Origin of the sequence: Thalassospira sp., assembly GCF_030690045.1 — a bacterium.
GTDB lineage: Bacteria > Pseudomonadota > Alphaproteobacteria > Rhodospirillales > Thalassospiraceae > Thalassospira.
Map to the genome: position 1 here is coordinate 144,872 of NZ_JAUYHK010000009.1, position 22,115 is coordinate 166,986.

The window sequence follows — 22,115 nt, forward strand, 5'->3', positions numbered from 1 at the left end:
CCAACTCAGGATGCCTTGCGGCCCTTTTTTTCTTCAAGGCTGCGCAGGGCCGACATGCCGCGACGGCGCAACAGATCGGCTTCTTCGGGGCCGTCGATGATTTCAAGCAACCGCACGGTTCCCATCAGATTGCGCAGGGCATTGTCATAATCCGCACCATCAAGGCGCGGGATACCGTCAATTCCCGCGCGTCCGACCTGATTAAGCTTTTTCTTCAGCTCGATCACCGCCTTGGTGGCCGAACTTTGCGCCGCAAGGATATGCGAAATCCGGGCGGTTTCGGCAATGGCTTCGGCCGATTGTTCGGCGGCCAGAATTTTTTCTTCATCAAACGGCAGGGCAAACAGCGGCACAATCGCCCGGCCCGGTGTTTGCGGCCCGCGCGGCGGTTGCGGCAGGGCATCAATGATCCGGTCCGGGCTGGCGCCAAACATGGTATCGGCCATCGCCTGACTGACCCGCCGCCGGGTTTCCAGCAGTTTTTCACCCCACCGGCCATCCTTGCGGATGTTGAATTCGCGGGTAATCCGCACAAATTCCGAGGCATACCACCGCGCCAGACCCAGAATTTCATGTTCGGCCTTGCCACTGGCCAGACCGGTTTCAATTTCATGGACGGTTTCGGCCAGAAGATCGATCACCAGATCGCCGGTGGTTGCCAGATTGGTGGTCGAAATCGTGCGGTCATCGGCCTTGGACGACAAAACCCGGATCAGTTTGAACAATTCGCTGGGCCGCAACAGACGCGCCAGAACCGCCAACAGAAACACCGGCTCGAACCCCGGTTTTTCTGCCGACAGCCGCATGAAAATTTCCCGCAAATAGACCAGATCGGAATTGCCAAGGCTTCGGATCGGTGCGGTCGGGAAACGGGTGCGGACCTCCATGATTTCCTCGGCCACCCGCAAAATCCGCCCGACATCGCCAAAGGCCTTCAGATGCGCCCGTGCACCAAGGCGCGTGGCAAGGGCGCGTTCGGTTTTCACCCCGGATTCAGATTCCTGTATCGCCCTTTCAATGCATTCCGCCCCGCGTTTCCACATGCGGCGTTCGGCATTGTGCAATTTGTCCTCATCGCCCGCACTGGCCGCGGTTTCGATATCGCGCAGGGCTTCCTTGAACCCGTCATCCCCGCTTTCATTGACAACATTCCAGATCGGCATCAGGGACGCCCGGCTGATGCGGATGCTTTTGTCACTGGGCGGGGCCGAAGACAGCAAATCCTCGAACGGGTCGCAAAACAGCCGCATCGGTGTCGGATAGCGGTCCGGTTTGAGGGATGCCAGACGCGGGCGCAAAATCTTTAAAATCTGGTCATGGGGCAACGGCAAACGCGGTGCCTTGCGGTCGCTTTCAATTGCGCGGGTAAATTTGGCAATTTCGGTCGCACTTAACGATGAAAACAATTCGCCAAGCTGCGATATGCCCATGTTTCCGGCGTCTTCAGGCTTCATGCCGACTGCCTCCGGAACCGTTCCAGCCGGTCCACCATATCGGCGTCAATTTCGCCACTGCCCAGTTTGCGCAATTCATTGGCCCACAACAATTGATTGACCCGGATATCGACCCAGAATTCATATTCGGCAGGGTCCAGTTCCTCAATCGGCAGGATCGGCACGAAACTGGCGATTTCTTCCAGAATTTCACGCTGTTTGACCCGGTCAATACTCATGGCATAGCGCCAGCGCCCAATCAGTTCATCCCAGCCATCAAGCAACCACCATAACCGCGTCAGGCCGTCGCCAATTTCCTTTTGCGCCTCGGTCCAGCGCGTCAGGACCTGCCCCAGATCCTTGTCCCAACGGTCGATCTTGCGCAACCAGCGGGTGGCATGTTCATGGGTGGCATTGGCGGAATTGATCACGCGGGTCGCCATAAAGCGCGTATCGGCCAGTTCGGTGACCGACCATTCCTCGATCTCGGCGGCCAGTCGGGCCAGGGCGGAAATCAGATCGCGCAGCGGCCCGGCACAACCCGCAATCGTCAGGCCCACCGGCGCTTTCAGGCGGCTCCATTCTTCCAGACTGTCAATCACCGAATCATTGGCCGCCCCGGCGGTCGCGGCAAACCGGTTCAGGGTTTGGCGGGCGGTTTTCTGGCCGCCCGGCGTTGCCAGATCGGCCATTTTCATGTCCTGCACATCCGGCCCGCCCACCTGTTTCAGGGCTTCGTAAACCAGTGTCAGTTGCCCGATTTCACGGACCTTGTTTTCATGCGCCTCGGCCTGGGCCGCCTCGCGGGCCAGAACCACCCCGCCGACCCCGGTCAGGGTCACCTCGCGGGCGCAATTGCGCACGGTTTCGGGCGTGAAATCATACAGAACCATCAATTTGTCAAACAACATGCGGTCATGCACCGACAAATCGAACACTTCGCGCATGGTTTCAAACGGCATTTCATAGGTGCCAAGCCCGCCCGACAATCCCGGCAGGCTGACTTTCAGGCGCACCTTCGGGTCCCTGATCACGCGGGCAAAGCGCAGGGCCTTGGTCGTAAACGGTGTGCGCACCCCGCGCAAATCATACCGGGCGGGCAAATAGGCAAGCTGATCGGTGGTCGGGGCCTTGCCGCCGCCACCCGGTCTGGAACCAGTCCCTGCTTTTTTCGCAAGTTGTTTCGTCATCTTGTTATTCGACCAGCCCCGTTCAGACACGTTCCGCCATCAGAATACCTGCCAGTCCTTTATCTTTTGTTACAGGCACCCAAAACCCCCGGTTGCCTGCGCTGCATTGCATTACAGCCCGCATCCCGATTAATCTTGCGTATAGCTATTGCAAGAAGCCGCCGCAACGCAACCCAAAACAGACAAAGGCGGGCGCTAAAAACAGCCGTCCCGCCACGATACCCGTATCTTCACAGAAATGAAATGGCCTGCACTGCACAATCAGCAGGCCCGCGACATGCGCGGGCCTGCGTCCTCTCCCCCGACAATCCGTGCCATGTGGCGTTCACCCTCACCAGGAATGAACATATCCCTTCCATTCAACGCCGCCCGGAATGGTGTCATCGACATGCAGCATATCGCGGGAATCCAGCATCATGACAACTTCTTCATCGGGGATGCTGTCATAGGATGCCGGGTGGTTGCCCGCCGCCCCGCCGGTATCCATGCCATGCGGAAAACCGCTGGGATGAAAGGTGATCATGCCGGGATGGATGTTTTCACAGGCCAGAAACGCCCCGCGATGATAAAACATCAATTCATCGACATCATCGTTGGAATGACAGACCGCCGGACGCGCCGCGGCCCGGCCCTGCTGCTTTGGATGGCGCACGAAATTGCCGATTTCCAGCCGGTCGGTGGCAAACAGGGCCTGACTGCCCCGATCGCGCAAATCCCGCCAGTTAATGCCCAGCACCGACAGATCACCCTTCCATTCCACCGTATCAAGCGGATTGAACGGATAGGTCAGGGTCGAAATCGCACTTTCGCGTTTGATATGAACGATCCAGTTTTTTTCGTCCTGCTGCTGCAAATAGGCATCATCGATTTCAGGGCGGGTGAATGTCACGCTATCGGCCAGAAGAAACGCCCGGTTGGTCGCCTCGACCATCAGGAATTCTGCCGGTTCTTCGGTTTCAAGCCGCCACAAAGACCCGCGCGGGATCAACAGATAATCGCCATCGCGAAACGCCATATGACCGAAATCGCAATAAAGATGCCCCTGCCCGTTATGGACAAAAATCATCATATCGCCATCGGCATTGCGCACCAGCGACTGCATGCGGCCATCCAGCCGCCAGAACCGGATTTCCGCAGACCGGCTGTGCATCAGGCGGCGCGCCTGCAACGGGCAGGACGGCCCGGCGGCCAGTTTGCTCAGATCATAGGCACGCGGCCTTAACGGCCCTTCAAACGATGTCCAGCCGGTGGGCGGATGACGATGCCGCAAATGACAGGTCGGGCCGGAAAAACCCTCGCGCCCCATTTCACGCTCAAAACCGCCCTCACCCTGCGGCCTTGCCGCCGGGTTGTGACGTGTCTGATCCCGAAAAGAAGCCGGAGAAGGGGAGAACTCACCGTGGGTGGTCATGACGTTCCTCCTGGCCCGAAGGCCTTTTTAATGCCTGATTCACAGTCTGGCTTATCATCCCATTCTATCATCTTATTGATTTTGCGCGAAATCAAATTGACCGGAATTTTGCGGGGGGAAGGAAGATGTTAAAATGACACGCAAAAAGGTTTTTCGCATTGACGGTATATTTATGCGCATAATGCGCACTTGATTCTTGACGTTTATACAGCATGTGCGCATAATACCCCCTGAACAACGGAAGCGGGGGCCATGGACAGTAGAGCGATCATTAAGGCGCTTGAGGCGGACGGCTGGTATCTTGTGAATGTCAAGGGAAGCCACCATCAGTTCAAGCACCCGACCAAACCCGGACGCACCACCGTCCTTCATCCCAAAAAGGATATAAGGATCGGGACGCTGCGAAGTATCGAAAAACAATCCGGGGTGAAGCTGCGCCAGGCAGTTTTCCCCATCCATGACCCCATTTAATGTAAAGGCAACAGAACGATGAAACAGACCTATTGGGGTGTCGTTTTCAAAGATGACGATACCGATTATTCGGTTGTTTTTCCCGACTTCCCCGGTTGCGTGACCGCAGGAAAAGACATGCGAGAATTGCTCGAAATGGCGAGTGAGGCCCTGACATTCCATATTGATGGTATGCATGAGGATGGGGACGATATTCCCGCCCCAACTGCATTTGAAAACCTGCCGCCCGAACCCGAACCCGAATGCACCGAAGTTTCGCGGATTCCGGTAACGGTCGCAGTCCCCGGCAAGAAACGCCGCATTAACTTGACGATTGACGCCAATCTGATTGATCTGATCGAGGCGAAACACGGCAAACGGGCTGTTTCCGGTTTTCTCGAAGACGCCGCCAGACGCGCTCTTTGACCCCCCGGACAGGCGGCCTGCAGGAACACCCGGCAGGCTGCTTGCGCCCGGATCACCATGTTGCGTGATCATCACAGCAACACCCCCTGCCCGCCGGACAAAACAGCCAGACTGGACGCATCCGACGTCGAAACCCGGCGCGGCAAAAACAAATCAAGGTTGGCGACCGTCGGCTTTGCCAGCGTATCCCGGATCGTCGGCCCGGAATAATCGCGCACGAACCCAAACCACGCGCAATCCATCGCCCCGTTACCAATGCCAAGGCTATCAATCCGCCATGACAGTTCCAACTTGGATTTGAGCCGGATGCGCATCACAGTCCCTTTCCACCGTAGTGATGGAAAAAGCGTGTCACAGATTTCCGTCACCGGATTTTCTTTAAGCAGTGCGTTTCTGCCGGTTGTGGGGGAAAGCCTGTTTTCTTTTGACGAACCCGCAACCGTCGGCGCATGATCGCCCGACAGAAACAACCGGGGGGATTTGGGATGCTGTCCATCAAATGCGAACACCGCATCAAATATCCGAACGGCGGGTACGGCAATGTCACATCCGTCGTGACATATTCCGTAGCATCAATCGTACATAGCGAACTTGTGATCGGCGGCATTCCGGGGGCAACTATTTCTCCCTGCAAAAGTATCGCCATGGCACAGGCCATTGCCGCCTTTACGATCATGGAAGCGATCACCGATGCCGCCGACAAACTCGACAATAACCCGGACGCGATCAGAACAGCCGCCGAATTCGGGTGCTTCACCAAAAGGGTTGATCAAAAAAACGCCTTTGTCATCGTCAATTACGCCGAACTCGGCGGCACGGTCGAAGTCCAGACTAATGGACACGGCACGATAAACCTCGGCCTTGCCAACATCGATATCCCAGGCGACAGACTTAACGACGCACCAGACACCATCCTGATCGACGAAGTCAGAACCCGCCTGCGATCCGCGATCAGCGAAATCACCCTCGAATGCAGGCCGCTGCAAGATTTCATAGAAGGTCGGGAAATCGAGGTACGAAAAATCGCGGTCAAAACCCGACTGCCGAAAACCCTTTTAGATCGCGTAAACTGACATCACGCCACCCGATAACAGCAGGACAGCACAGTGAAAAACATCAACAAATGGTGGTTAGTTGTGATCGTCTTTGTGGTTGCACTCCCCGTGATCGGCGGGCTTGTTGACCACGCATGCAGAACCTCCTGCGGCCAGTTCTGCAACGTTTGGCAAGACCTGCAATGGGAAAGTTTTGTTGCCGGGGCCTTTGGTTTGATGGGCGGGATTTTTGTGATCGTTTCCGCCCGCGACCAAATCAAAACCATGCGCGAAACAACCGAAGAAACTGTCAGACAGGCCCGGTTGCATCGTGCAGACGAAGCTTGCGCGCCCCTGATATTAGGCCGCGAAGTAATCGACAAATTCCGCTTTTGGGCCGCCGAAAGGATAGTTTTTCTCGAAGAAATAAAAGAACAATACGATTCTGGTTTGGCAGATGGAAAAATCATCAGTCTGGCCCTTGACCGATCGCAGAACGGCCTCAGCCAGAGGTGTGAGCATATAAAAAAAATTCTGGACACACACACCACCACCACATTCAATTACGAGGTTAGTGCGGCGCTTGAACTGCTTTCCAAAAGCACCAATTTCGCCGATACGTCTTCGCCGACCTTTGTAGTCAACACCAACATCCTCACAAGATTTCATGTCATTATCGATAGACTGGTGCAGGCGCGTTCCTGCTCCATAAGCGCAGGGGGAATGATTGACGCGCAAATCGAAGCAATCCGTGATCGCTGCGGCGTGATAAATTAACATCAACGCCTTTTTTAAAACATACACTTGCCGCATATGCACAAACGCATATCAGCCACCCGTTAGCGAGATTGCAAAAGGTTGCACAGGTATCCATTTTTTAGTACGAAACCGCCACAACGGTGCTAATCTGGTTCCGTTGGATATGATTCGACTAAGACTGCGGGGAAAATAATGGCAATATTCAACGTCGTTGCAACAGGCGCCGGTGATGTCGAACGACTTAATGCCATCATCGACAGAACCTATATCGGCTCTGATAGCTACCGCATCAATCAATATTACTGGATGGTTTACGACACGATTTCGACCGTCGAAGTCACCAAAAAAATTGGCATTGTCGGGCCTGACAAAACTATTCCACCGGCTGTTGTTACCAAGGTAGACAGCTACTACGGCCGTGCTCCGACCCCCCTTTGGGACTGGATAAAAGCAAAGCTTGAGGAAGGTGCCGATGACTAAACACCCTCCGCAGGACACAGAAAATACAACACCAAAAGACTTCGCCAACGTCACTCCTGATGTAAGGGATTTGTACCCAACATCGGATATACGCTTGGTCATGATAGAACTAGGCAATCTCAAAAGCGAACTTTCCAGCGTCAAATCGGCTGTAGGCGACCTCGACAAAAACGACCGCAAGATGCAGGGAATACTCAACCAGATCAAAGGTGGCCTCATTGTTGGTGGCATCGCCCTAGCCTTTTTCGGATGGGTGTTTTCCGAAAGGGTCGACGCATTAAAAGATGCGTTGATCAGTTCTCCTGTGCAAACACAGGCAGCACCTGCTTTATCCAAATCTCAACCGTAAAATCGCATAGGACTCGCACCAAACCTCTCTGGTTATTCGCCAAAACAGTGAGGATCAACACATCCAACGACGAAACACCGCTTGGTAAAAACAGACCAAGACTTCTCAACGTTGGCTTTGCTAGTGTATCCCAAAGCGTCGGCCCGGAATAATTCCGCACAATCCCAAACCACGCGCAATCCAGCACCCCGTTTCGCCTCGATCATCGGTACATCTTTGGTATCGCCATCGCAAAGGAAAATGCAGTCCCGGCATTCAAGCTGCCAGATCATGCATGGAACCGCACCACAGGCCTTTCTACCAACAGAAAGGCCGCATAGAAACTCACCAAATTGCCCCCTAAACAAAAACAAGGGGCTAGAGAAATTCCCCAACCCCTTGAAAATCTGGTGCGCCCGGCGGGATTCGAACCCACGGCCCCCAGATTAGGAATCTGGTGCTCTATCCTGCTGAGCTACGGGCGCGCACTGTGATTGTCCGGCGCGAAATGCCATAGCAGTTTCGGCCACCACGATCAATTGCCAACCGGCATTTTGCCGCCAGAAATAAAAACAGGGCGGGCCGTTTCCGGCATCCGCCCTGCTGTAACGTTACCAATCCGAAAGTCGGGATCAGTTAAAAATCTGATCGACCGGGATCACATAGGTCAGCGCCAGTGTTTCTGCGCCCGGATTGTCATCGCCGATATCGGCATTCGACATGTGCGAGAAATTCAGGCCCACCCGCGAGCGATTGTCAAAGCGATAGGAGAGTTCGATTCCCGACCGGAATTCAACCCAATGGCCAAGGTCTTCGCCATCGCCGTCATGAAAGGCGCCAACAGCGGTATAAAGTGTGGTTGCAATGTTTTCGCCCCACAAAACGTCGAGCATCAGGCCCCCAAAGCCATATGCCGCGCCATCGGTGGTCGCCATCACGCCGCCCCACGGGCGCAGCACGCCAAACAGGGCGTCTTCGGCACGGTAATCCAGCAGAAGTTCGCCTGCTTCGTGGTCGTCGCCGACATTAAACATCCCGGCCGAAAGCCCGATCAGGGCCGAATCATTGCCATTTCCGGCAATTTCCTGGGCCTGCGATGCCGCAGTTCCGCCAACAATGACGCCAAGCGCCAGCAAAATCCCGTAAATAAAACGCATCCAATGTCCCCTTTGGATCAAAATCTTGCGTCATATTACCTATACCAAAGAAATACGCAACAAGTAGATCATGTGAAATTACGGCCAAATCATTGAAAACAGATTTATGACAAAGTCCCGGCAAAGTGATCGGTCGCCTCGATCAGGGCACGGGCAATGCCCGGTTCACTGGCCGCATGTCCGGCATCATTGACAATAAGCAATTGCGATCCCGGCCAGTTTTCCGCAAGGTCAAGCGCACTGACCGGCGGGCACACCACATCATAACGCCCCTGCACAATCACCGCCGGCAAATGGCGGATACTTGCCATATTTGCCAGCAACTGGTTTTCCGTAAAGAAACCGCGATTTACAAAGTAATGATGTTCCAACCGCGCCAGCGCCAGGGCAATCGCATCGCCTTCAAAATCCCCAACCAGCCCGTCATCGGGCAACAGGGTGCAACAGCGCGCCTCAAAGCCGCTCCATGCGCGGGCGGCCTGAATCGCCGCCTCCTTGCCCCGTTTCCCGGCAAAAACATCGGTATAAGCCGCCAGCAACGCCGCCGTGCCGGGGTTTTGCTCATACCCCACCGCCGCCAGAAACGGTTTTTGCGCATCGGGGAAAAATTTGCCCATGCCGGTCATGAACCAGTCGATTTCGCTGTCGCGGCACAGGAAAATCCCGCGCAGGACAAAGGCCGTCACCCGGTCCGGGTGCGCCTGCCCATAAGCCAGCGCCAGCGTCGATCCCCATGATCCACCAAACACCAGCCATTTGTCGATCCCGCACATGGCGCGCAGCGCCTCGATATCGCCAACCAGATCGGGGGTGGTATTGTTTTCAAGGCTGCCGAACGGGCGCGATTTTCCCGATCCGCGCTGATCAAACAAAATCACCCGGTATTTTTCCGGGTTGAAAAACTGCCGGTGGCGCGGCGAAATCCCGGCCCCCGGCCCGCCATGCAAAAACACCACCGGAATACCATCGGGATTGCCGATTTCTTCCCAGTAAATCTCATGCCCGTCCGGGCGGGATAAAAAGCCGGTGGCACGGGGTTCGATATCGGGATACAGCATGGCATGTCTCGCAAGGTTGGGGCGCAATCGGGTTTCTTTCTTATCATGGCTGTGCCCCGTGACCAGAATTTTCAATCGCCCCGCAAACACAGCCATGACAGGTCAGACAAGCCGATAAACGGCCCGCCGCGGGCCTCTATCGTGCCGCGTACCCGCACATGCTTGCCCGCCCATGACGCCATATCAATGCCGCGCATTTCCAGAATATCGCGCAAATCCCGGTCAATCGCGATGGTGAAATCGCGTTGCCAGTTGCGCCCGAAATTCAGGTAACTGCGCCATTCGCGATGTTCGACCGATATCACAATACCGTCAATCACCGCAAAGCGCCCCGTTGCCGCACCGGTCATGGTGGCCGCCTGATAAAAATATCCCGGCTGCGCCCATAATCCGCGCCCGGCCCCAATCGCATCCTGTTCGGCTGCGATCAGGGTGCTGATATCATGGTCCGAATCGGGTAACACCATCGCCAGCCCGGCCCGCAGCAAATCCGCCTGCCAGCTTTGCCCGTCCCCGTCGCGCACATAGGCGGTTTGCCGACCGGCAAAATCGGGCATTGAGGATACCGGCTCCAACATCTGATACCGGCCAAAATCACGTCCCATCTGATCAGCCGCCTGTGCGACAATATCGGGCGGAAAGGCAATATCGGCCAGCCGCCAGACCGTACCATCGCCCGTTGTCAGACCCTCAACCCCCGATGGCGGCAACAGCCTGACCAATGATGCGGCGGTGACAGAACCGGCACTATCGTCATGTGGCGGGATGGCACCGAATGGGTTAAAATCCGGGCCGCAGGCAAAATCCGGCGGCGGTGAAGCCGCCCAAACCGGGGAAAACGCGCACAGGATCAGCATCATCGCCGCAAAAAACACAAATTTTGGGCAATACTGTCCCCTCATCTGACATGAATACCCCTTGCAGATTGCGCCGCACATCTTGATTTATGTGATATGCCGGAATAATCAGAAGACTATGGGACAAGAGGGAAGACTTTCAATGGGTTTTACGCATCATCAGGGTATCCGTGCGCTTGCGGTGTTTGCCGCACTGGGGTTGATGGCCGGGCTGGCCGGGTGTTCAACCAATCCGGCAACAGGGGGCGATTCCTTTACCGCCTTCATGTCCCCCGATCAGGAACGCCAGATCGGGTCGCAGGAACATCCCAAAATGGTGAAGGAATTTGGCGGCAATTACGATGAAAAGGATTTGCCGCGCTATGTTGCCGACATCGGGGCCAAACTGGTGGCGGTTTCGGAAGCACCCACTGAAAATTTCACCTTCACGGTCCTTGATACCCCGGTGATCAATGCCTTTGCCCTGCCCGGCGGCTATGTCTATGTCACCCGCGGCCTGATGGCGCTGGCCTCGAACGAGGCGGAAATTGCCGGTGTTCTGGCCCATGAAATCGGCCATGTCGTCGCCCGCCATTCAGCCCAGCGTTACAGCCAGGGGATGCTGACGCAAATTCTGGCCGGGGGGCTGTCCGCCGCAATTGGCAATGGCGCGGGCGATATCATCGGGGTTGGCGCCAATGCCTATCTGAAATCCTTTTCGCGTGAACATGAATTTGAGGCCGACATGCTCGGCGTGCGCTATCTGACCCGCGCCGGATACGACCCGGCGGGCATGGCGTCCTTCCTCAAAAAACTGCGCGCCCATTCCCGGCTTCAGGCCAAACTGGCCGGGCGGTCCCCCGATGAAATCGACAGTTTTGATTTCATGGCCACCCATCCGCGCACCCTTGACCGCATTGCCCAGGCCCAGTCCGCCGCCAATGTTCAGGTCGTCAGCAATCCGACGATTGGCGCAGTGCCCTATATGACCGCGATTGACGGTATTATTTATGGTGACGGCCCGGATCATGGCTATGCCCGTGGCAACAAATTCATCCATGTGCCGCTGGATTTCTATTTTGAAGTGCCCGAAGAATTTTCGATGGTCAATCAGCCCGATGCGGTTGTCGCCCGCGATGGCGAGGGCGCGATGATTGTGTTTGAAGGCGCACCGGGGGCCAAAAATATTGGCCTCGATCAATATCTTGCCACCAAATTCAGCAACAATATCCGCCTGACCAATATCGAAAAAATCGACATCAACAATCAACCCGCCGCCACCGGCTATGCCGATATCCGCATGAAATCGGGCGAAACCGCCCGGCTGCGCGTGGTGGTGATTGGCCGGGGCGATACCGCCTATCAGTTTTTGCTGATTGTGCCGATCAACCGGGTGGATGCCTATAATGTCGGGCTGCGCCGCACGACATACAGTTTCCGGCCCCTGACAGCACAGGAAAAACAGAATTACAATCCGCTGCGCATCAAGGTACGGGCGGTCAACCCCGAATATTCCACGGCCACCTTTGTCGATTCAATGGCGGTGGAGCGCGAGGCCGCCGATGTTTTTGCCGTGCTGAACGGTCTGGAAGACAACCAGCAACCCCCGGCAGGATCGCTGGTCAAAACCGTGGTGGATTAGGATTCAGCTTCGATCTGATCGATGAGGACGCCATCCCCGTTAATCGCCACCGCGATTAACGGCCCGCCCCGGCCCGATCCGCCATCGACCGACAGGGTAAATTCCCGTTCGATCAGGCCCGGCGTGCCATTCGATGCGCCGCGCACAATCCGCGCGCAATCGTAATAACGGTCCGTGATGCTTTCAAACATCGACCCGCCCCACCAGAATGTATCGGTCTGGGCATTCAGCGGGCGTGACGCATCCAGCCCGGCATGAACGAAAATCAGTTTGCCATCGGTGCTATAGGCCGCATGTTTCAGATCGGCCATCAGGGCGCTGTGACCGCTGTTTTTGCGAAAGGCATCGGAAAGCTGGCTGGTCCATTGGGCAATCGCATGGGCCCCTTGCCGCATCACCGACTGCACATGGGCCGGGTCGCTGCCATAGGCCCGCACAATCCCCGCCGCCCCGCGCGACAGCATCCAGTCAAATACTTCGCCGGGATTGGGGGCGAATTGCAATTGCTGCATCTTGCCCAGCATTTCTTCGGCCGCCCCGCGCAAAAACACGATATCGGCAAGGTCAACACCGTCCTGCGCAATGAAATACCGGCGAAACAGCAAAACCTCGTTGATCGCAGCGCGGACAGTTTCCCCGTCCCCGTCGCCCCAGTAACTGCCCAGATAGACAATCCGGTCGCCGGGGCGCACTTTTTGCGCCAGTTGCCGGTGCAGGGACAGCAAAGCCGCGTGATTGCCGCGAATGGCCCCGACCGCCCATATTCGGTCTGCGGGTTTTAATGGTGCCAGAACTGCCGCTGCAGCCATAATATACCCCTGTTACAGAAAACCGGCCCGGAAGAACCCCCGGACCGGTTTATATATAGCGTCAGGAAATTAAATTTGCGTGACCTTGGGATGCAAACCGTAAAGATCAGGCGGCCTTCTGCAACAATTTCTCAAGCCGACCCGAAGCCTTGTCCTTGTCGATTTTTTCAATCGCGGCCAGTTCATCGACCAGACGTTCAAACGCCGCTTCGTAAATCTGGCGTTCGGAAAAAGACTGTTCAGGCTGGGTGGCCGAACGATGCAGATCGCGCACCACTTCGGCAATCGAAACCGGATCGCCGGAATTGATTTTTGCTTCGTATTCCTGGGCGCGGCGCGACCACATGGTGCGTTTGACACGCGCCCGGCCCCGAAGGGTTATCAGCGCCGAATCCATCTGTTTTTTGGAAGACAGTTTGCGCAGACCTGAATTGCCCACCTTGTTGACCGGAACCCGAAGGGTCATGCGGCTGGAATCAAAGGTGATGACATAAAGGCGAAGTTCCTGCCCGGCAATTTCCTGGGTTTCAAGGCCGTCAACGCGGCCGACACCATGGGCGGGATAAACAACGTAATCGCCAAGAGCAAAGGGCAACTTGTCTGACATAAAGCTTCCTTCCGGCCTGATGGCCTGGTCATTTAACGGTAATACTACAGACCCGCGACGCAAAGAGCATCACACGACCAGGCTTTTGGCAAAGTCGCGGTTTCAGACAGGATAATATATCGGAGATCCGACTGCGTGGAGCGAGCCTGTCGAGCCCTTGAACGCGAAAACAGACCATAACACATCAACAGGCCCGATCACAGAACTTTTCCGCGCGGGTCGGTCAATGCAGCCATGCACGCATGATGATGGTGCGCCAAAACCGGCGTGTTTTCAGGCCGAAACCTCAATCACCCTTGCCCGGTTCCTCGGACAACAGGGCGGCCTTGCCCGGTTTGCCATCCCAATCGGCGGCATCGGCAGGCGCATCACCCTTGCGCGTGATATTCGGCCAGATTTCGGCGAATTTGCGGTTCACTTCCAGCCAGTTATCCAGATTGGGCTCGGTATCGGGAATAATCGCCTCGGCCGGGCATTCCGGTTCACAGACGCCGCAATCAATGCATTCGTCCGGGTGAATGACCAGAAAGTTTTCACCTTCATAAAAGCAATCGACGGGGCAAACCTCGACGCAATCCTGATACTTACATTTGATGCAGTTTTCCGTCACCACATAGGTCATGGCGTCACTCCGTTCAGCTTGCGGCGCCAATGGCGGCTGCGCACGCCCGGGCCTGTTCTCTCTCGGGCATTGGGTTATCATGCGGGAACGTTGTGTGCAACTCCAATAAAACCCCAGTTTTTTAAGTAGTATTAGCTGTCCGGTACGTCCTTTATTTCACAGAAATTTTAGGCATTTTCGGGTGCAAATTCCCCCACCCTGATATACACGACAAAAGAAGAGGGGATGTCCCCCTTGGCAATCACGGTGCAACAATTGCTTTTATCCCAATAAAGTCATAGTCTTTGCCACAATTGGCGGGCGGCAAGGCCCTGTGACTGGCGTGGATTTCGGAGGCGTGCCTGAAAAAAGAGAGGCTTCGGTGGCAAAATCGCCTGTCTTTAAAACAGGCCCGCGCCGCCGTCATCATCACCCTTTTGCTGGGTCTTGTCTTCAGCGCTGCCCAGATTTTCTGGGATCTGCGCGAAGAACGGCACCTGATTGACCGCACTGTCAATCAGGTCCTGTTGACCTTGCGCGAATCCGCAACCCAGGCGGCCTATGGTCTGGATGAAACGCTGGCCTCGCGGGTGGTCGCCGGTCTGTTTGAATATGAACCGGTCCATCACGCCATTTTGCGCGATGATTTCGGCAATATTCTGGCCGAACAGCAACGCCCGCGCAACGTATCGGGCCTGCACTGGCTCAGCGATCTGATGTTTGGCGACAATCAGGTCTATGCGGTGCCCCTGACCATCGGCGAAACCCGTGATCTGGTCGGGCATCTGATTGTCGATATCGACACCCGTCTGATTGCGGCAAATTTCCTGAAACGCTCCGGGCTGATCCTGGCATCGGGCGTGGCACGCAATGCCTTGCTGGGCCTTGCCCTGATTGCGTTTTTCTATTTCGCCCTGACCAAACCGCTTTTGCATCTTGTCCGGTCCTTGCGTGCCGTCGATCCGGCCCATCCCGGCATCCGGAAAATAACGGTCAATCCGGCGCATCTTCACGATGAACTGGGGCTTCTCGCCCGGTCGGCCAATGGCTTGCTCGATGAAATCGGCGATAATCTGACCCGGTTGCGGCAAACCGAACAACAGGTTCTGGAACGGGAAAACCGCCTGCGCGGCATCATGCAACATGTCGCCGACGGCATTCTGACGGTCGATTCCGGGTTTGTGATCCGCGATTGCAATCCTGCCACGCTTGAATTGTTGCGCCTGCCCGGCACCACCCGTCTTGAAGGCCGCAATTTTCGGGATTTTGTTGTCGAATCGTCCCGCGGGACCCTCAAAAACGCCCTTGCCGATCTGATTGGCAATATTCCCGGTGGCCCCATTCTGGACCGGTCTGTCAATCTGGTCATTCAGTGCGCCGATCACACCAATATTCAGGCCGCCGCCGCCCTGCGCCCGATCAAGGACCATGACGAAACCCTTTATATTATCGTCCTGCACGATATCACCGCCCAAAAACGCTACGAAGAACGTCTGGTCTATATGGCCCATCATGACCCGCTGACCGATTTGCCCAATCGCAGCATGCTGGAACAAAGCCTGAAAACCGCCCTTGATGCCGATCCACGCAAGGGCATGGCCGGGTCCAAAGTCACGGCCATCCTGTTTATCGATCTGGACCGCTTCAAACTGATCAATGACAGTCTGGGCCATGATGTCGGGGATTTGTTGCTCAAGGCGGTTGCCGCACGGTTGCGCGGTGTGATCCGGCGCAGCGACACCATTGGTCGCCTTGGCGGCGATGAATTCCTGATTGTCATTCCCGAATTGCGCGAAACCCAGGACGCCGCCGTCCTGTCGCAATCCGTGCTGGACTGTCTGGCCCCGGCCTTTGAAATCAATGGCCGCCATCTGTTTATTTCACCCTCGATCGGCATTGCGTTAAGCCCGGCGGATGGCGACAATTTCCCCACCCTGATGCGCAATGCCGATGCCGCGATGTACAGTGCAAAATCCCGCGGCGGTAACACCTATCACTTCTTTACCCGCAAAATGAGCGAAAGCTCGCTGGCGCGTCTTTCGATGGAAAACAATCTGCGCGATGCTATTGACCGCGAACAGTTTGACCTGCATTACCAGCCGAAAATTGACCTTGTCACTGGCAAGATTTCCGGGTTTGAAGCCCTGCTGCGCTGGAACCAGCCCGGTCACGGTTTTATTTCCCCGATGCAATTCATTCCGGTGGCCGAGGAAACCGGCCTGATCGACCGGCTGGGCGCATGGGTTTTGCGCCGGGTCTGCCTGCAAATCATCGAATGGGACCGCGCCGGTTTGCCGCCGATTGTGATTGCCGTCAATCTGTCGGCCCGGCAATTGATCGAGGGCCGCATTACCGAAACCATCGCCCGCATTCTCGATGAAACCGGCGTTCCGGCATCGCGTCTGGTTCTGGAAATCACCGAAACCTTCATGATGCAGGGCATGGTGCGGGCCGCGGCCCTGCTCGGCGATTTGCGTCGTCTGGGGCTTCAGATCGCCATTGACGATTTCGGCACCGGCTATTCGTCGCTGAATTATCTCAAACGCCTGCCGATCAATGCCATCAAGATCGACCGGTCTTTTATCCGCGATGTCACCAGTGACCCCGACGATGCCGCCATTACCAATACCATCATCATGATGGGGCGCAATCTGGGCCTGCGGGTCATTGCCGAAGGTGTGGAAACCACCGCCCAGCTTGATCTGCTCCGCCATCAGGGATGTGACGAGGTTCAGGGCTTCCTGTTTTCCGAACCCCGCCCCGCCATCGAGATTCCGGCAATGATGGAACAACTGGTGTTGCTGGAAAAAACCGGGATATAATGCCACAACGCCAATCCGGTCCAAATGTCAGGTGACATTTGGCTCTGCTCCCATTCGCATTCGAGGACGGCATGCCCCACACACGATCTGTCTTGCTGGTTGATGACAGCAAATTCGCCCGCTTGCTGGTCCGTGCTTTTATTGAAGGCAATTTTCCCGGCTGGCAGGTGGACGAGGCCGAAGAAGCCGACAAGGCGCAATCGCTGGCCGCACAGACGCAATATGATTATTTTGTGATCGATTTCAATATGCCGGGCATGAATGGCATTGAACTGGGCACCGTCCTGCGTAAAGCCTATCCGGCCGCGCGGATTGCCCTTCTGACCGCCAATATCCAGCAGGAAATCCAGAAAACCGTCGCCGCCCTTGGCATTGATTTTCTGGCCAAACCCCCGACCCAGGAAAAAATCACCGCCTATTTCAAGGCGCAGGAATCACAGGCATGATCGACCTGACCGACCTTGAAAAAGATACCATCACCGAACTGATCAATATCGGCGTCGGGCGGGCGGCGGCATCGCTGTCGGAAATGGTCGATCAACCGGTCGAACTCAGCGTCCCCTCCATCGATTTTATTGCCCGTTTTTCCGATGCTGGCCTGATTGCCGCCCCAAACGAAGTGGTTTCGGCCGTCAAACAAAGTTTCGATGGCCCGTTTCAGGGCGATGCCTTGCTGGTTTTCCCGGAAAAGCGCAGCCTGGAACTGGTGCGCCGTCTGTTAAAGGTCGATGTCCCGCTTGATAGCCTGACCGACCTTGAACAGGAAGCCCTGATGGAGGTCGGCAATATCATTCTCAATGCCTGCCTTGGCAGCATCGCCAATGTTCTGGGCAGTCCGATCAATTGTGCCATGCCGGAATTTCGCAAATGTGAAACCCGCAATCTGTTACCTGAAGAAACCGGCACGGCGGCCCAAAAAGCGCCCCCCGTTCTGATGATCCTGCATGTGCAGTTCAATCTGCGTCAGGATGATATTGACGGTTATGTGCTGTTTGTCATGGACCTTGTTTCCATTCAGACGATGAAGGAACTGGTCCGCAAATTCATTGAACAAACCCTGCAATAAATCAGGACCCCGGCGGGAACATGTCGCATTCTCCCACGCCCTCAACCACCGACACTATCTGCCACGATCTGCTCGATATCGCCGATCATGGACTGGTGGTCCTTGGCGAGGATCGCCTGATCTGTTTCTGGAACAAATGGATGGAAACCCATTCCGGACACAGGGCGACCGATGTTCTCGGCAAAAGAATGTCCGAAATTTTCCCCGAAATCATCCATGGCCGGTTATGTGATGCCATGCGGGACTGCTCGCAATTTGGCATGCCAGCGGTGATTTCCCCGTCGCTGAACCAGTCGATTTTACCCTTGCGGCCCCAATCGCAATTTGCCGCCACCTTTGGCCATATGCAGCAATCCATTCGGGTCCAGCCCCTCAGCGGTACCAACGGCAAATTTCGCTGTGCCCTGACCGTGCGCGATGTCACCCTGTCGGTACAGCGCGATATGCTGTTGCGTCGTCAGGCCGCCGAAATGGCCGAACTCGTCACCCAGACCCGCCGCAGCGAGGGCCGAACCCGCGCCATTCTGCAAAATACCGTTGATGCCATTCTGGTGGCATCCGATGACGGCGATATCGACCCGTTAAATGCCCGCGCCCAGGAACTGTGCGGGCCACAGGGCGACCCGGAAATCAGCAATATCATCCGGTTTTTGTTGCCCGATGCCGCCGGAACCGTCCTGCAAAAACCATCCCCGGACCGGCTTCTGACCGATCTGGGGGCCGGGGTGATTGAAATTATGGCGCGCCCGGCCCATGGCCCTGCGATCCCGCTTGAAGTTGCCATCAGCCATTTTTCCGACGATGGCCGGTATCATTACATCATTACCCTGCGCGATATTTCCCAACGCAAACGCCATGAAATGGAAATCCAGCACACCATGCAGGAACTGGAACGTTCCAACAGTGAACTGGAACAGTTTGCCTATGCCGCCTCGCATGACTTGCAGGAACCGCTGCGCATGGTGTCAAGCTATACCCAGCTTCTGTCACGGCGCTATCAGGGCAAACTGGATGAAACCGCCGATGAATTCATTCATTATGCGGTGGATGGCACCCGCCGGATGCAGCGCATGATTGACGACCTTCTGACCCTCTCACGGGTTGGGCGACACGGCAAACCGTTCCATCCGGTGCCGCTGGAAAAGCTGTTTGATGCCATCGAGGCCAATCTGAAACGCGCAGGCGAAGCCCCCGCAGGCACAATTTTGCGCAGCCCTGACCTGCCGGTTGTCAAAGGGGATGCCAGCCAGCTTTTGCTGTTGTTTCAGAATCTTGTCTCAAATGCCCTGAAATATTCCGAACCCGGCCATGCCGAAATCCGGATCGCCGCCCACGAAGATGACCAAAACTGGCGCATTTCCGTGACCGACAATGGCATTGGCATCGACCCGCAATATCACATCTCGATTTTCGAGGTCTTCAAACGCCTGCATGGCTATGGTGAATATGCCGGGACCGGCATCGGCCTTGCCATCTGCAAGAAAATTGTTGACCGGCATGGCGGCACCATCGAGGTCGAAAGCCAACCCGGCTGCGGCAGCACCTTTCACGTCAGCCTGCCCAAAGAATTGCCGATTGTGATCCCGTCAGAAAGCATGTAGCTTTCGTTTACGTAAGCGTAAACCTGTTTGGCACGGCATGACCGATATCTTTTCCATTACCGACCTTGCCCGCGAATTCGATGTGACGACGCGGACCATCCGTTTTTACGAAGATCAGGGCCTGATCGCCCCCGAACGGCAGGGCCAGACCCGCATTTACGGACAGCGGGACCGCGTGCGCCTGCGCCTGATCATGCGCGGCAAGCGACTGGGATTTTCGCTGGGCGAAATTCGCGATCTTCTGGATCTTTACGAAACAGATCGCAGCGAAATCACCCAACTGACCATCCTGATCCGTAAAATCGACGAACGCCGCGATGCCCTGCGCAAACAACGCCATGATATCGACGCGACACTCGATGAACTCGATCGTCTGGAAGAAAACTGTCAGCAGGAATTGCGCCTGAAAAAACCCTGAACACGATGATACTGTCAGGTAACCGAAGGCTGATCATTTTCCGAACCGGAAACCTGCGACGGTCGCGACAGGATAAAAATGCAAACCGGGATGGCCACCGCAATCTGGATCATCACCACCCAGCGCGCCTCCACAAAAATCAGCGACATCGTAATCACCACGGCAAAGGCGGCCATCGCCATGATCTTGGCCTTGCGGCTGATCACGCCATGCCGGTTCCAGCGCCGGATGGACGGCCCCAGATGCGGATGATTGACCAGCCAGTCATGCAGGCGCGGCGACCCCTTGCCAAACAGCCATGCCGCCAGCAACATGAACGGGGTGGTCGGCAACAGCGGCAAAAAAATACCCACCACGCCCAGCACAACGGCCAGCCAGCCCAAAACAATATAAAGTCGCGCAGCAAGCACGGATACATCCTGTCTGTTGACGCCGCCTGACACCGGCGCGATACAATGGCAATGTAGGCACCGCGCCCGCAAAGTACAACCAATTGACACACCGGGTCCCCCTGTTTCGATCCGGCAACCAAGACAGCAAACCATGATTGATATCGGCAACGGCCTTTTTCTGGATGAAAACCATCTTGGGTTTCAATATATCCGCGCATCCGGTCCGGGCGGGCAGAATGTCAACAAGGTCTCGACCGCCGTGCAGATGCGCGTGCGGATTGATGATCTGGTGGAATTGCCGTTGCGGGTCCGCGAACGCCTGAAAGAACTGGCTGGTAACAAACTGACCAATGCCGGGGAACTGATTATCGAGGCACAACGCTTCAACAGCCAGCCCCGCAACCGTCAGGATGCGATTGACCGTCTGGTCGGCTTGATCCGCAAGGCCGCCGAACGCAAGAAATTCCGGGTCAAAACCCGCCCGTCACTGACCGCAAAACGCAAACGGGTCGATACCAAAAAGAAACGCGGCGATATCAAAAAAATGCGCAGCAGACCCGACGATTAGGCCCCCCAGCAACGCGCCGCCCCCTCACCCCGCCGGGCATTTGCGCAACCAGTAACTCATCAGGGCGGCCATGTCGGCATCATCCAGATGTTGCGCTGACAGGGATTGCCATGTGGTGAACTGCACCGCATGCGCCGTCACCGCCATGCCAAACCGGCCATCGCGGATATCCTCCGGCAGGCTGGCAAGGATATCGTCCTGCAACTTCTCCTGACAATCGGCCAGCACTTGCAGGACCCGACCCAAGTCCGGAACAGAAGGCGCATCACGATGCACCACGTCCCACATCTCCGATGTCTGCCGGTAATAACTGTAAATCAGGCTCAGGATCACCACCGCCCAATCGGCCCGGTTCACCACACCCCGCCACCGTTCCGCCGACGGCAGGGGATGGCGGGAAAACCATCTGAAAAAACACGACTGGATCAAATCCCCATCGTCGGGGAAATGCCGCGCCACCGTCAGGCGCTGCACCCCGGCCCGCTTTGCAATCGCGCTGATCGTTGTTTTGGCCGGGCCGCAAAGACCGTAAAGCTCCCACGCCGCATCCATGATCTTTTGACGGGTTCCGTTTTCCTGCCTTGATCTCAATGATTTGGTATATTTGCGCTTTGTCATTTCAATGATCACTTTCGATTAATGAAATCAAACGATAGGACGTCGCCGGTTAACTTTCAATGATCAATCATGATCCCTGAAAACAAGCGGTAAAATTGCCTCACCACACCCCTCCGCCCCGGAAAACCGCCAGATAACGGCTGTGACGGCCCCCGAATCGCCAACCGCGCAGGACCGATGCACACAAGACGGACTACCCCCGTGGGATTTTGGCGAGGCTCCATCAGGGGTACCTGATATGGCGCCCATACCCCCGTCTGCCTCACAAGCCGCATCCGAAAATACAGGCTTGGGTCTCCCTTCCTCCGCCGGGCTTCCGCCCCGCGCCAACCGGCCCCGCCACAAGGCGGCCCGGTCAAAACCCGTCTTTCCCGTCACCACGACGGGAACCGGACACACTTCGGGCCTC

Annotated in this window: 25 protein-coding genes and 1 tRNA gene; 13 read left to right on the forward strand and 13 right to left on the reverse strand. The window is 56.1% G+C overall.

What is annotated here, in order from left to right; translation table 11 throughout:
* Window positions 1-5: 5 nt before the first annotated feature.
* The 3 genes from Q8O73_RS04200 to Q8O73_RS04210 form a co-directional block, all read right to left on the reverse strand.
* Window positions 6-1,454 carry a hypothetical protein gene (locus tag Q8O73_RS04200; RefSeq protein ID WP_305555434.1) on the reverse strand — a complete coding sequence of 483 codons (1,449 nt, stop codon included), beginning with the start codon at window positions 1,452-1,454 and terminating at the stop codon, window positions 6-8.
* The gene (locus tag Q8O73_RS04205; RefSeq protein ID WP_305555437.1) at window positions 1,451-2,623 is read right to left on the reverse strand and encodes a hypothetical protein; all 1,173 of its coding nucleotides are present in this window, start codon (window positions 2,621-2,623) and stop codon (window positions 1,451-1,453) included. The genes Q8O73_RS04200 and Q8O73_RS04205 overlap by 4 nt, the downstream gene beginning before the upstream one ends.
* 331 nt (window positions 2,624-2,954) lie before the next feature.
* Window positions 2,955-4,034: a homogentisate 1,2-dioxygenase gene (locus Q8O73_RS04210; RefSeq protein ID WP_305555440.1), complete on the reverse strand. Its 1,080-nt coding sequence runs from the start codon at window positions 4,032-4,034 to the stop codon at window positions 2,955-2,957.
* Between the two features lie 252 nt (window positions 4,035-4,286).
* Here Q8O73_RS04210 and Q8O73_RS04215 point away from each other — a divergent pair, with 252 nt between their 5' ends.
* Together Q8O73_RS04215 and Q8O73_RS04220 are read left to right on the forward strand one after the other, a co-directional pair.
* Complete coding sequence (locus Q8O73_RS04215) at window positions 4,287-4,505, forward strand: type II toxin-antitoxin system HicA family toxin (RefSeq protein ID WP_305555443.1); 219 nt, start codon at window positions 4,287-4,289, stop codon at window positions 4,503-4,505.
* A gap of 18 nt (window positions 4,506-4,523) precedes the next feature.
* Entirely contained in the window at window positions 4,524-4,910 is a 387-nt protein-coding gene (locus Q8O73_RS04220; RefSeq protein WP_305555446.1) for a type II toxin-antitoxin system HicB family antitoxin, read from the forward strand.
* 71 nt (window positions 4,911-4,981) lie between these two features.
* Here Q8O73_RS04220 and Q8O73_RS04225 read toward each other — a convergent pair whose 3' ends face one another.
* The gene (locus Q8O73_RS04225) at window positions 4,982-5,224 is read right to left on the reverse strand and encodes a hypothetical protein (protein WP_305555449.1); all 243 of its coding nucleotides are present in this window, start codon (window positions 5,222-5,224) and stop codon (window positions 4,982-4,984) included.
* Between the two features lie 171 nt (window positions 5,225-5,395).
* Between Q8O73_RS04225 and Q8O73_RS04230 the strand changes: the two genes are divergently transcribed.
* The 4 genes from Q8O73_RS04230 (at window position 5,396) to Q8O73_RS04245 (ending at window position 7,532) form a co-directional block, all read left to right on the forward strand.
* Window positions 5,396-5,983, forward strand: coding sequence for a hypothetical protein (locus Q8O73_RS04230; protein WP_305555451.1), 588 nt, complete (start codon window positions 5,396-5,398; stop codon window positions 5,981-5,983).
* Between the two features lie 33 nt (window positions 5,984-6,016).
* Entirely contained in the window at window positions 6,017-6,721 is a 705-nt protein-coding gene (locus tag Q8O73_RS04235; protein ID WP_305555453.1) for a hypothetical protein, read from the forward strand.
* A gap of 174 nt (window positions 6,722-6,895) precedes the next feature.
* On the forward strand, window positions 6,896-7,183 hold the full coding sequence (locus Q8O73_RS04240) for a hypothetical protein (protein ID WP_305555456.1): 288 nt from the start codon (window positions 6,896-6,898) through the stop codon (window positions 7,181-7,183).
* Entirely contained in the window at window positions 7,176-7,532 is a 357-nt protein-coding gene (locus tag Q8O73_RS04245) for a hypothetical protein (RefSeq protein WP_305555459.1), read from the forward strand. The genes Q8O73_RS04240 and Q8O73_RS04245 overlap by 8 nt, the downstream gene beginning before the upstream one ends.
* A 387-nt stretch (window positions 7,533-7,919) precedes the next feature.
* Here Q8O73_RS04245 and Q8O73_RS04250 read toward each other — a convergent pair.
* The 4 genes from Q8O73_RS04250 to Q8O73_RS04265 all read right to left on the reverse strand — a co-directional run bounded on the left by Q8O73_RS04250 (window position 7,920) and on the right by Q8O73_RS04265 (window position 10,628).
* Window positions 7,920-7,996: transfer RNA gene (locus Q8O73_RS04250), tRNA-Arg, on the reverse strand.
* Window positions 7,997-8,143: 147 nt separating this feature from the next.
* Window positions 8,144-8,668 (reverse strand): acyloxyacyl hydrolase, encoded by a 525-nt coding sequence (locus tag Q8O73_RS04255; protein ID WP_305555462.1) that lies wholly within the window; start codon window positions 8,666-8,668, stop codon window positions 8,144-8,146.
* A gap of 104 nt (window positions 8,669-8,772) precedes the next feature.
* Window positions 8,773-9,726, reverse strand: a complete 954-nt coding sequence (pip, locus tag Q8O73_RS04260; RefSeq protein ID WP_305555650.1) for a prolyl aminopeptidase — start codon at window positions 9,724-9,726, stop codon at window positions 8,773-8,775.
* A gap of 71 nt (window positions 9,727-9,797) precedes the next feature.
* Window positions 9,798-10,628 (reverse strand): thermonuclease family protein, encoded by an 831-nt coding sequence (locus tag Q8O73_RS04265; RefSeq protein WP_305555465.1) that lies wholly within the window; start codon window positions 10,626-10,628, stop codon window positions 9,798-9,800.
* Window positions 10,629-10,725: 97 nt separating this feature from the next.
* Here Q8O73_RS04265 and Q8O73_RS04270 point away from each other — a divergent pair, with 97 nt between their 5' ends.
* On the forward strand, window positions 10,726-12,204 hold the full coding sequence (locus Q8O73_RS04270; protein WP_305555468.1) for a M48 family metalloprotease: 1,479 nt from the start codon (window positions 10,726-10,728) through the stop codon (window positions 12,202-12,204).
* Here Q8O73_RS04270 and Q8O73_RS04275 read toward each other — a convergent pair.
* The 3 genes from Q8O73_RS04275 to fdxA form a co-directional block, all read right to left on the reverse strand.
* Window positions 12,201-13,013: a hypothetical protein gene (locus tag Q8O73_RS04275; RefSeq protein ID WP_305555471.1), complete on the reverse strand. Its 813-nt coding sequence runs from the start codon at window positions 13,011-13,013 to the stop codon at window positions 12,201-12,203. The genes Q8O73_RS04270 and Q8O73_RS04275 overlap by 4 nt on opposite strands.
* 106 nt (window positions 13,014-13,119) lie before the next feature.
* Window positions 13,120-13,620: a CarD family transcriptional regulator gene (locus Q8O73_RS04280; protein ID WP_305555474.1), complete on the reverse strand. Its 501-nt coding sequence runs from the start codon at window positions 13,618-13,620 to the stop codon at window positions 13,120-13,122.
* 286 nt (window positions 13,621-13,906) lie between these two features.
* Window positions 13,907-14,242, reverse strand: a complete 336-nt coding sequence (fdxA, locus tag Q8O73_RS04285; RefSeq protein ID WP_305555477.1) for a ferredoxin FdxA — start codon at window positions 14,240-14,242, stop codon at window positions 13,907-13,909.
* Window positions 14,243-14,658: 416 nt separating this feature from the next.
* Here fdxA and Q8O73_RS04290 point away from each other — a divergent pair, with 416 nt between their 5' ends.
* The 5 genes from Q8O73_RS04290 to Q8O73_RS04310 all read left to right on the forward strand — a co-directional run bounded on the left by Q8O73_RS04290 (window position 14,659) and on the right by Q8O73_RS04310 (window position 20,128).
* Complete coding sequence (locus tag Q8O73_RS04290; protein WP_305555480.1) at window positions 14,659-17,043, forward strand: bifunctional diguanylate cyclase/phosphodiesterase; 2,385 nt, start codon at window positions 14,659-14,661, stop codon at window positions 17,041-17,043.
* A 71-nt stretch (window positions 17,044-17,114) separates the two neighbouring features.
* Complete coding sequence (locus Q8O73_RS04295) at window positions 17,115-17,489, forward strand: response regulator transcription factor (protein WP_305555483.1); 375 nt, start codon at window positions 17,115-17,117, stop codon at window positions 17,487-17,489.
* Window positions 17,486-18,109, forward strand: a complete 624-nt coding sequence (locus Q8O73_RS04300; protein ID WP_305555486.1) for a chemotaxis protein CheC — start codon at window positions 17,486-17,488, stop codon at window positions 18,107-18,109. The genes Q8O73_RS04295 and Q8O73_RS04300 overlap by 4 nt, the downstream gene beginning before the upstream one ends.
* 20 nt (window positions 18,110-18,129) lie before the next feature.
* Window positions 18,130-19,710 carry an ATP-binding protein gene (locus Q8O73_RS04305; protein ID WP_305555489.1) on the forward strand — a complete coding sequence of 527 codons (1,581 nt, stop codon included), beginning with the start codon at window positions 18,130-18,132 and terminating at the stop codon, window positions 19,708-19,710.
* Window positions 19,711-19,747: 37 nt separating this feature from the next.
* On the forward strand, window positions 19,748-20,128 hold the full coding sequence (locus Q8O73_RS04310; protein ID WP_305555492.1) for a MerR family DNA-binding transcriptional regulator: 381 nt from the start codon (window positions 19,748-19,750) through the stop codon (window positions 20,126-20,128).
* A 14-nt stretch (window positions 20,129-20,142) separates the two neighbouring features.
* Here the strand turns inward: Q8O73_RS04310 and Q8O73_RS04315 are convergent, their stop codons facing one another.
* On the reverse strand, window positions 20,143-20,538 hold the full coding sequence (locus Q8O73_RS04315; protein ID WP_305555496.1) for a YbaN family protein: 396 nt from the start codon (window positions 20,536-20,538) through the stop codon (window positions 20,143-20,145).
* Between the two features lie 133 nt (window positions 20,539-20,671).
* On the opposite strand from Q8O73_RS04315, the gene arfB reads away from it, so the two are divergent.
* A complete protein-coding gene (arfB, locus tag Q8O73_RS04320) occupies window positions 20,672-21,088 on the forward strand; it encodes an alternative ribosome rescue aminoacyl-tRNA hydrolase ArfB (RefSeq protein WP_305555499.1) in 417 nt (138 codons plus the stop codon).
* Window positions 21,089-21,112: 24 nt separating this feature from the next.
* Here arfB and Q8O73_RS04325 read toward each other — a convergent pair whose 3' ends face one another.
* Entirely contained in the window at window positions 21,113-21,706 is a 594-nt protein-coding gene (locus Q8O73_RS04325; protein ID WP_305555502.1) for a TetR/AcrR family transcriptional regulator, read from the reverse strand.
* Window positions 21,707-22,115: the final 409 nt, after the last annotated feature.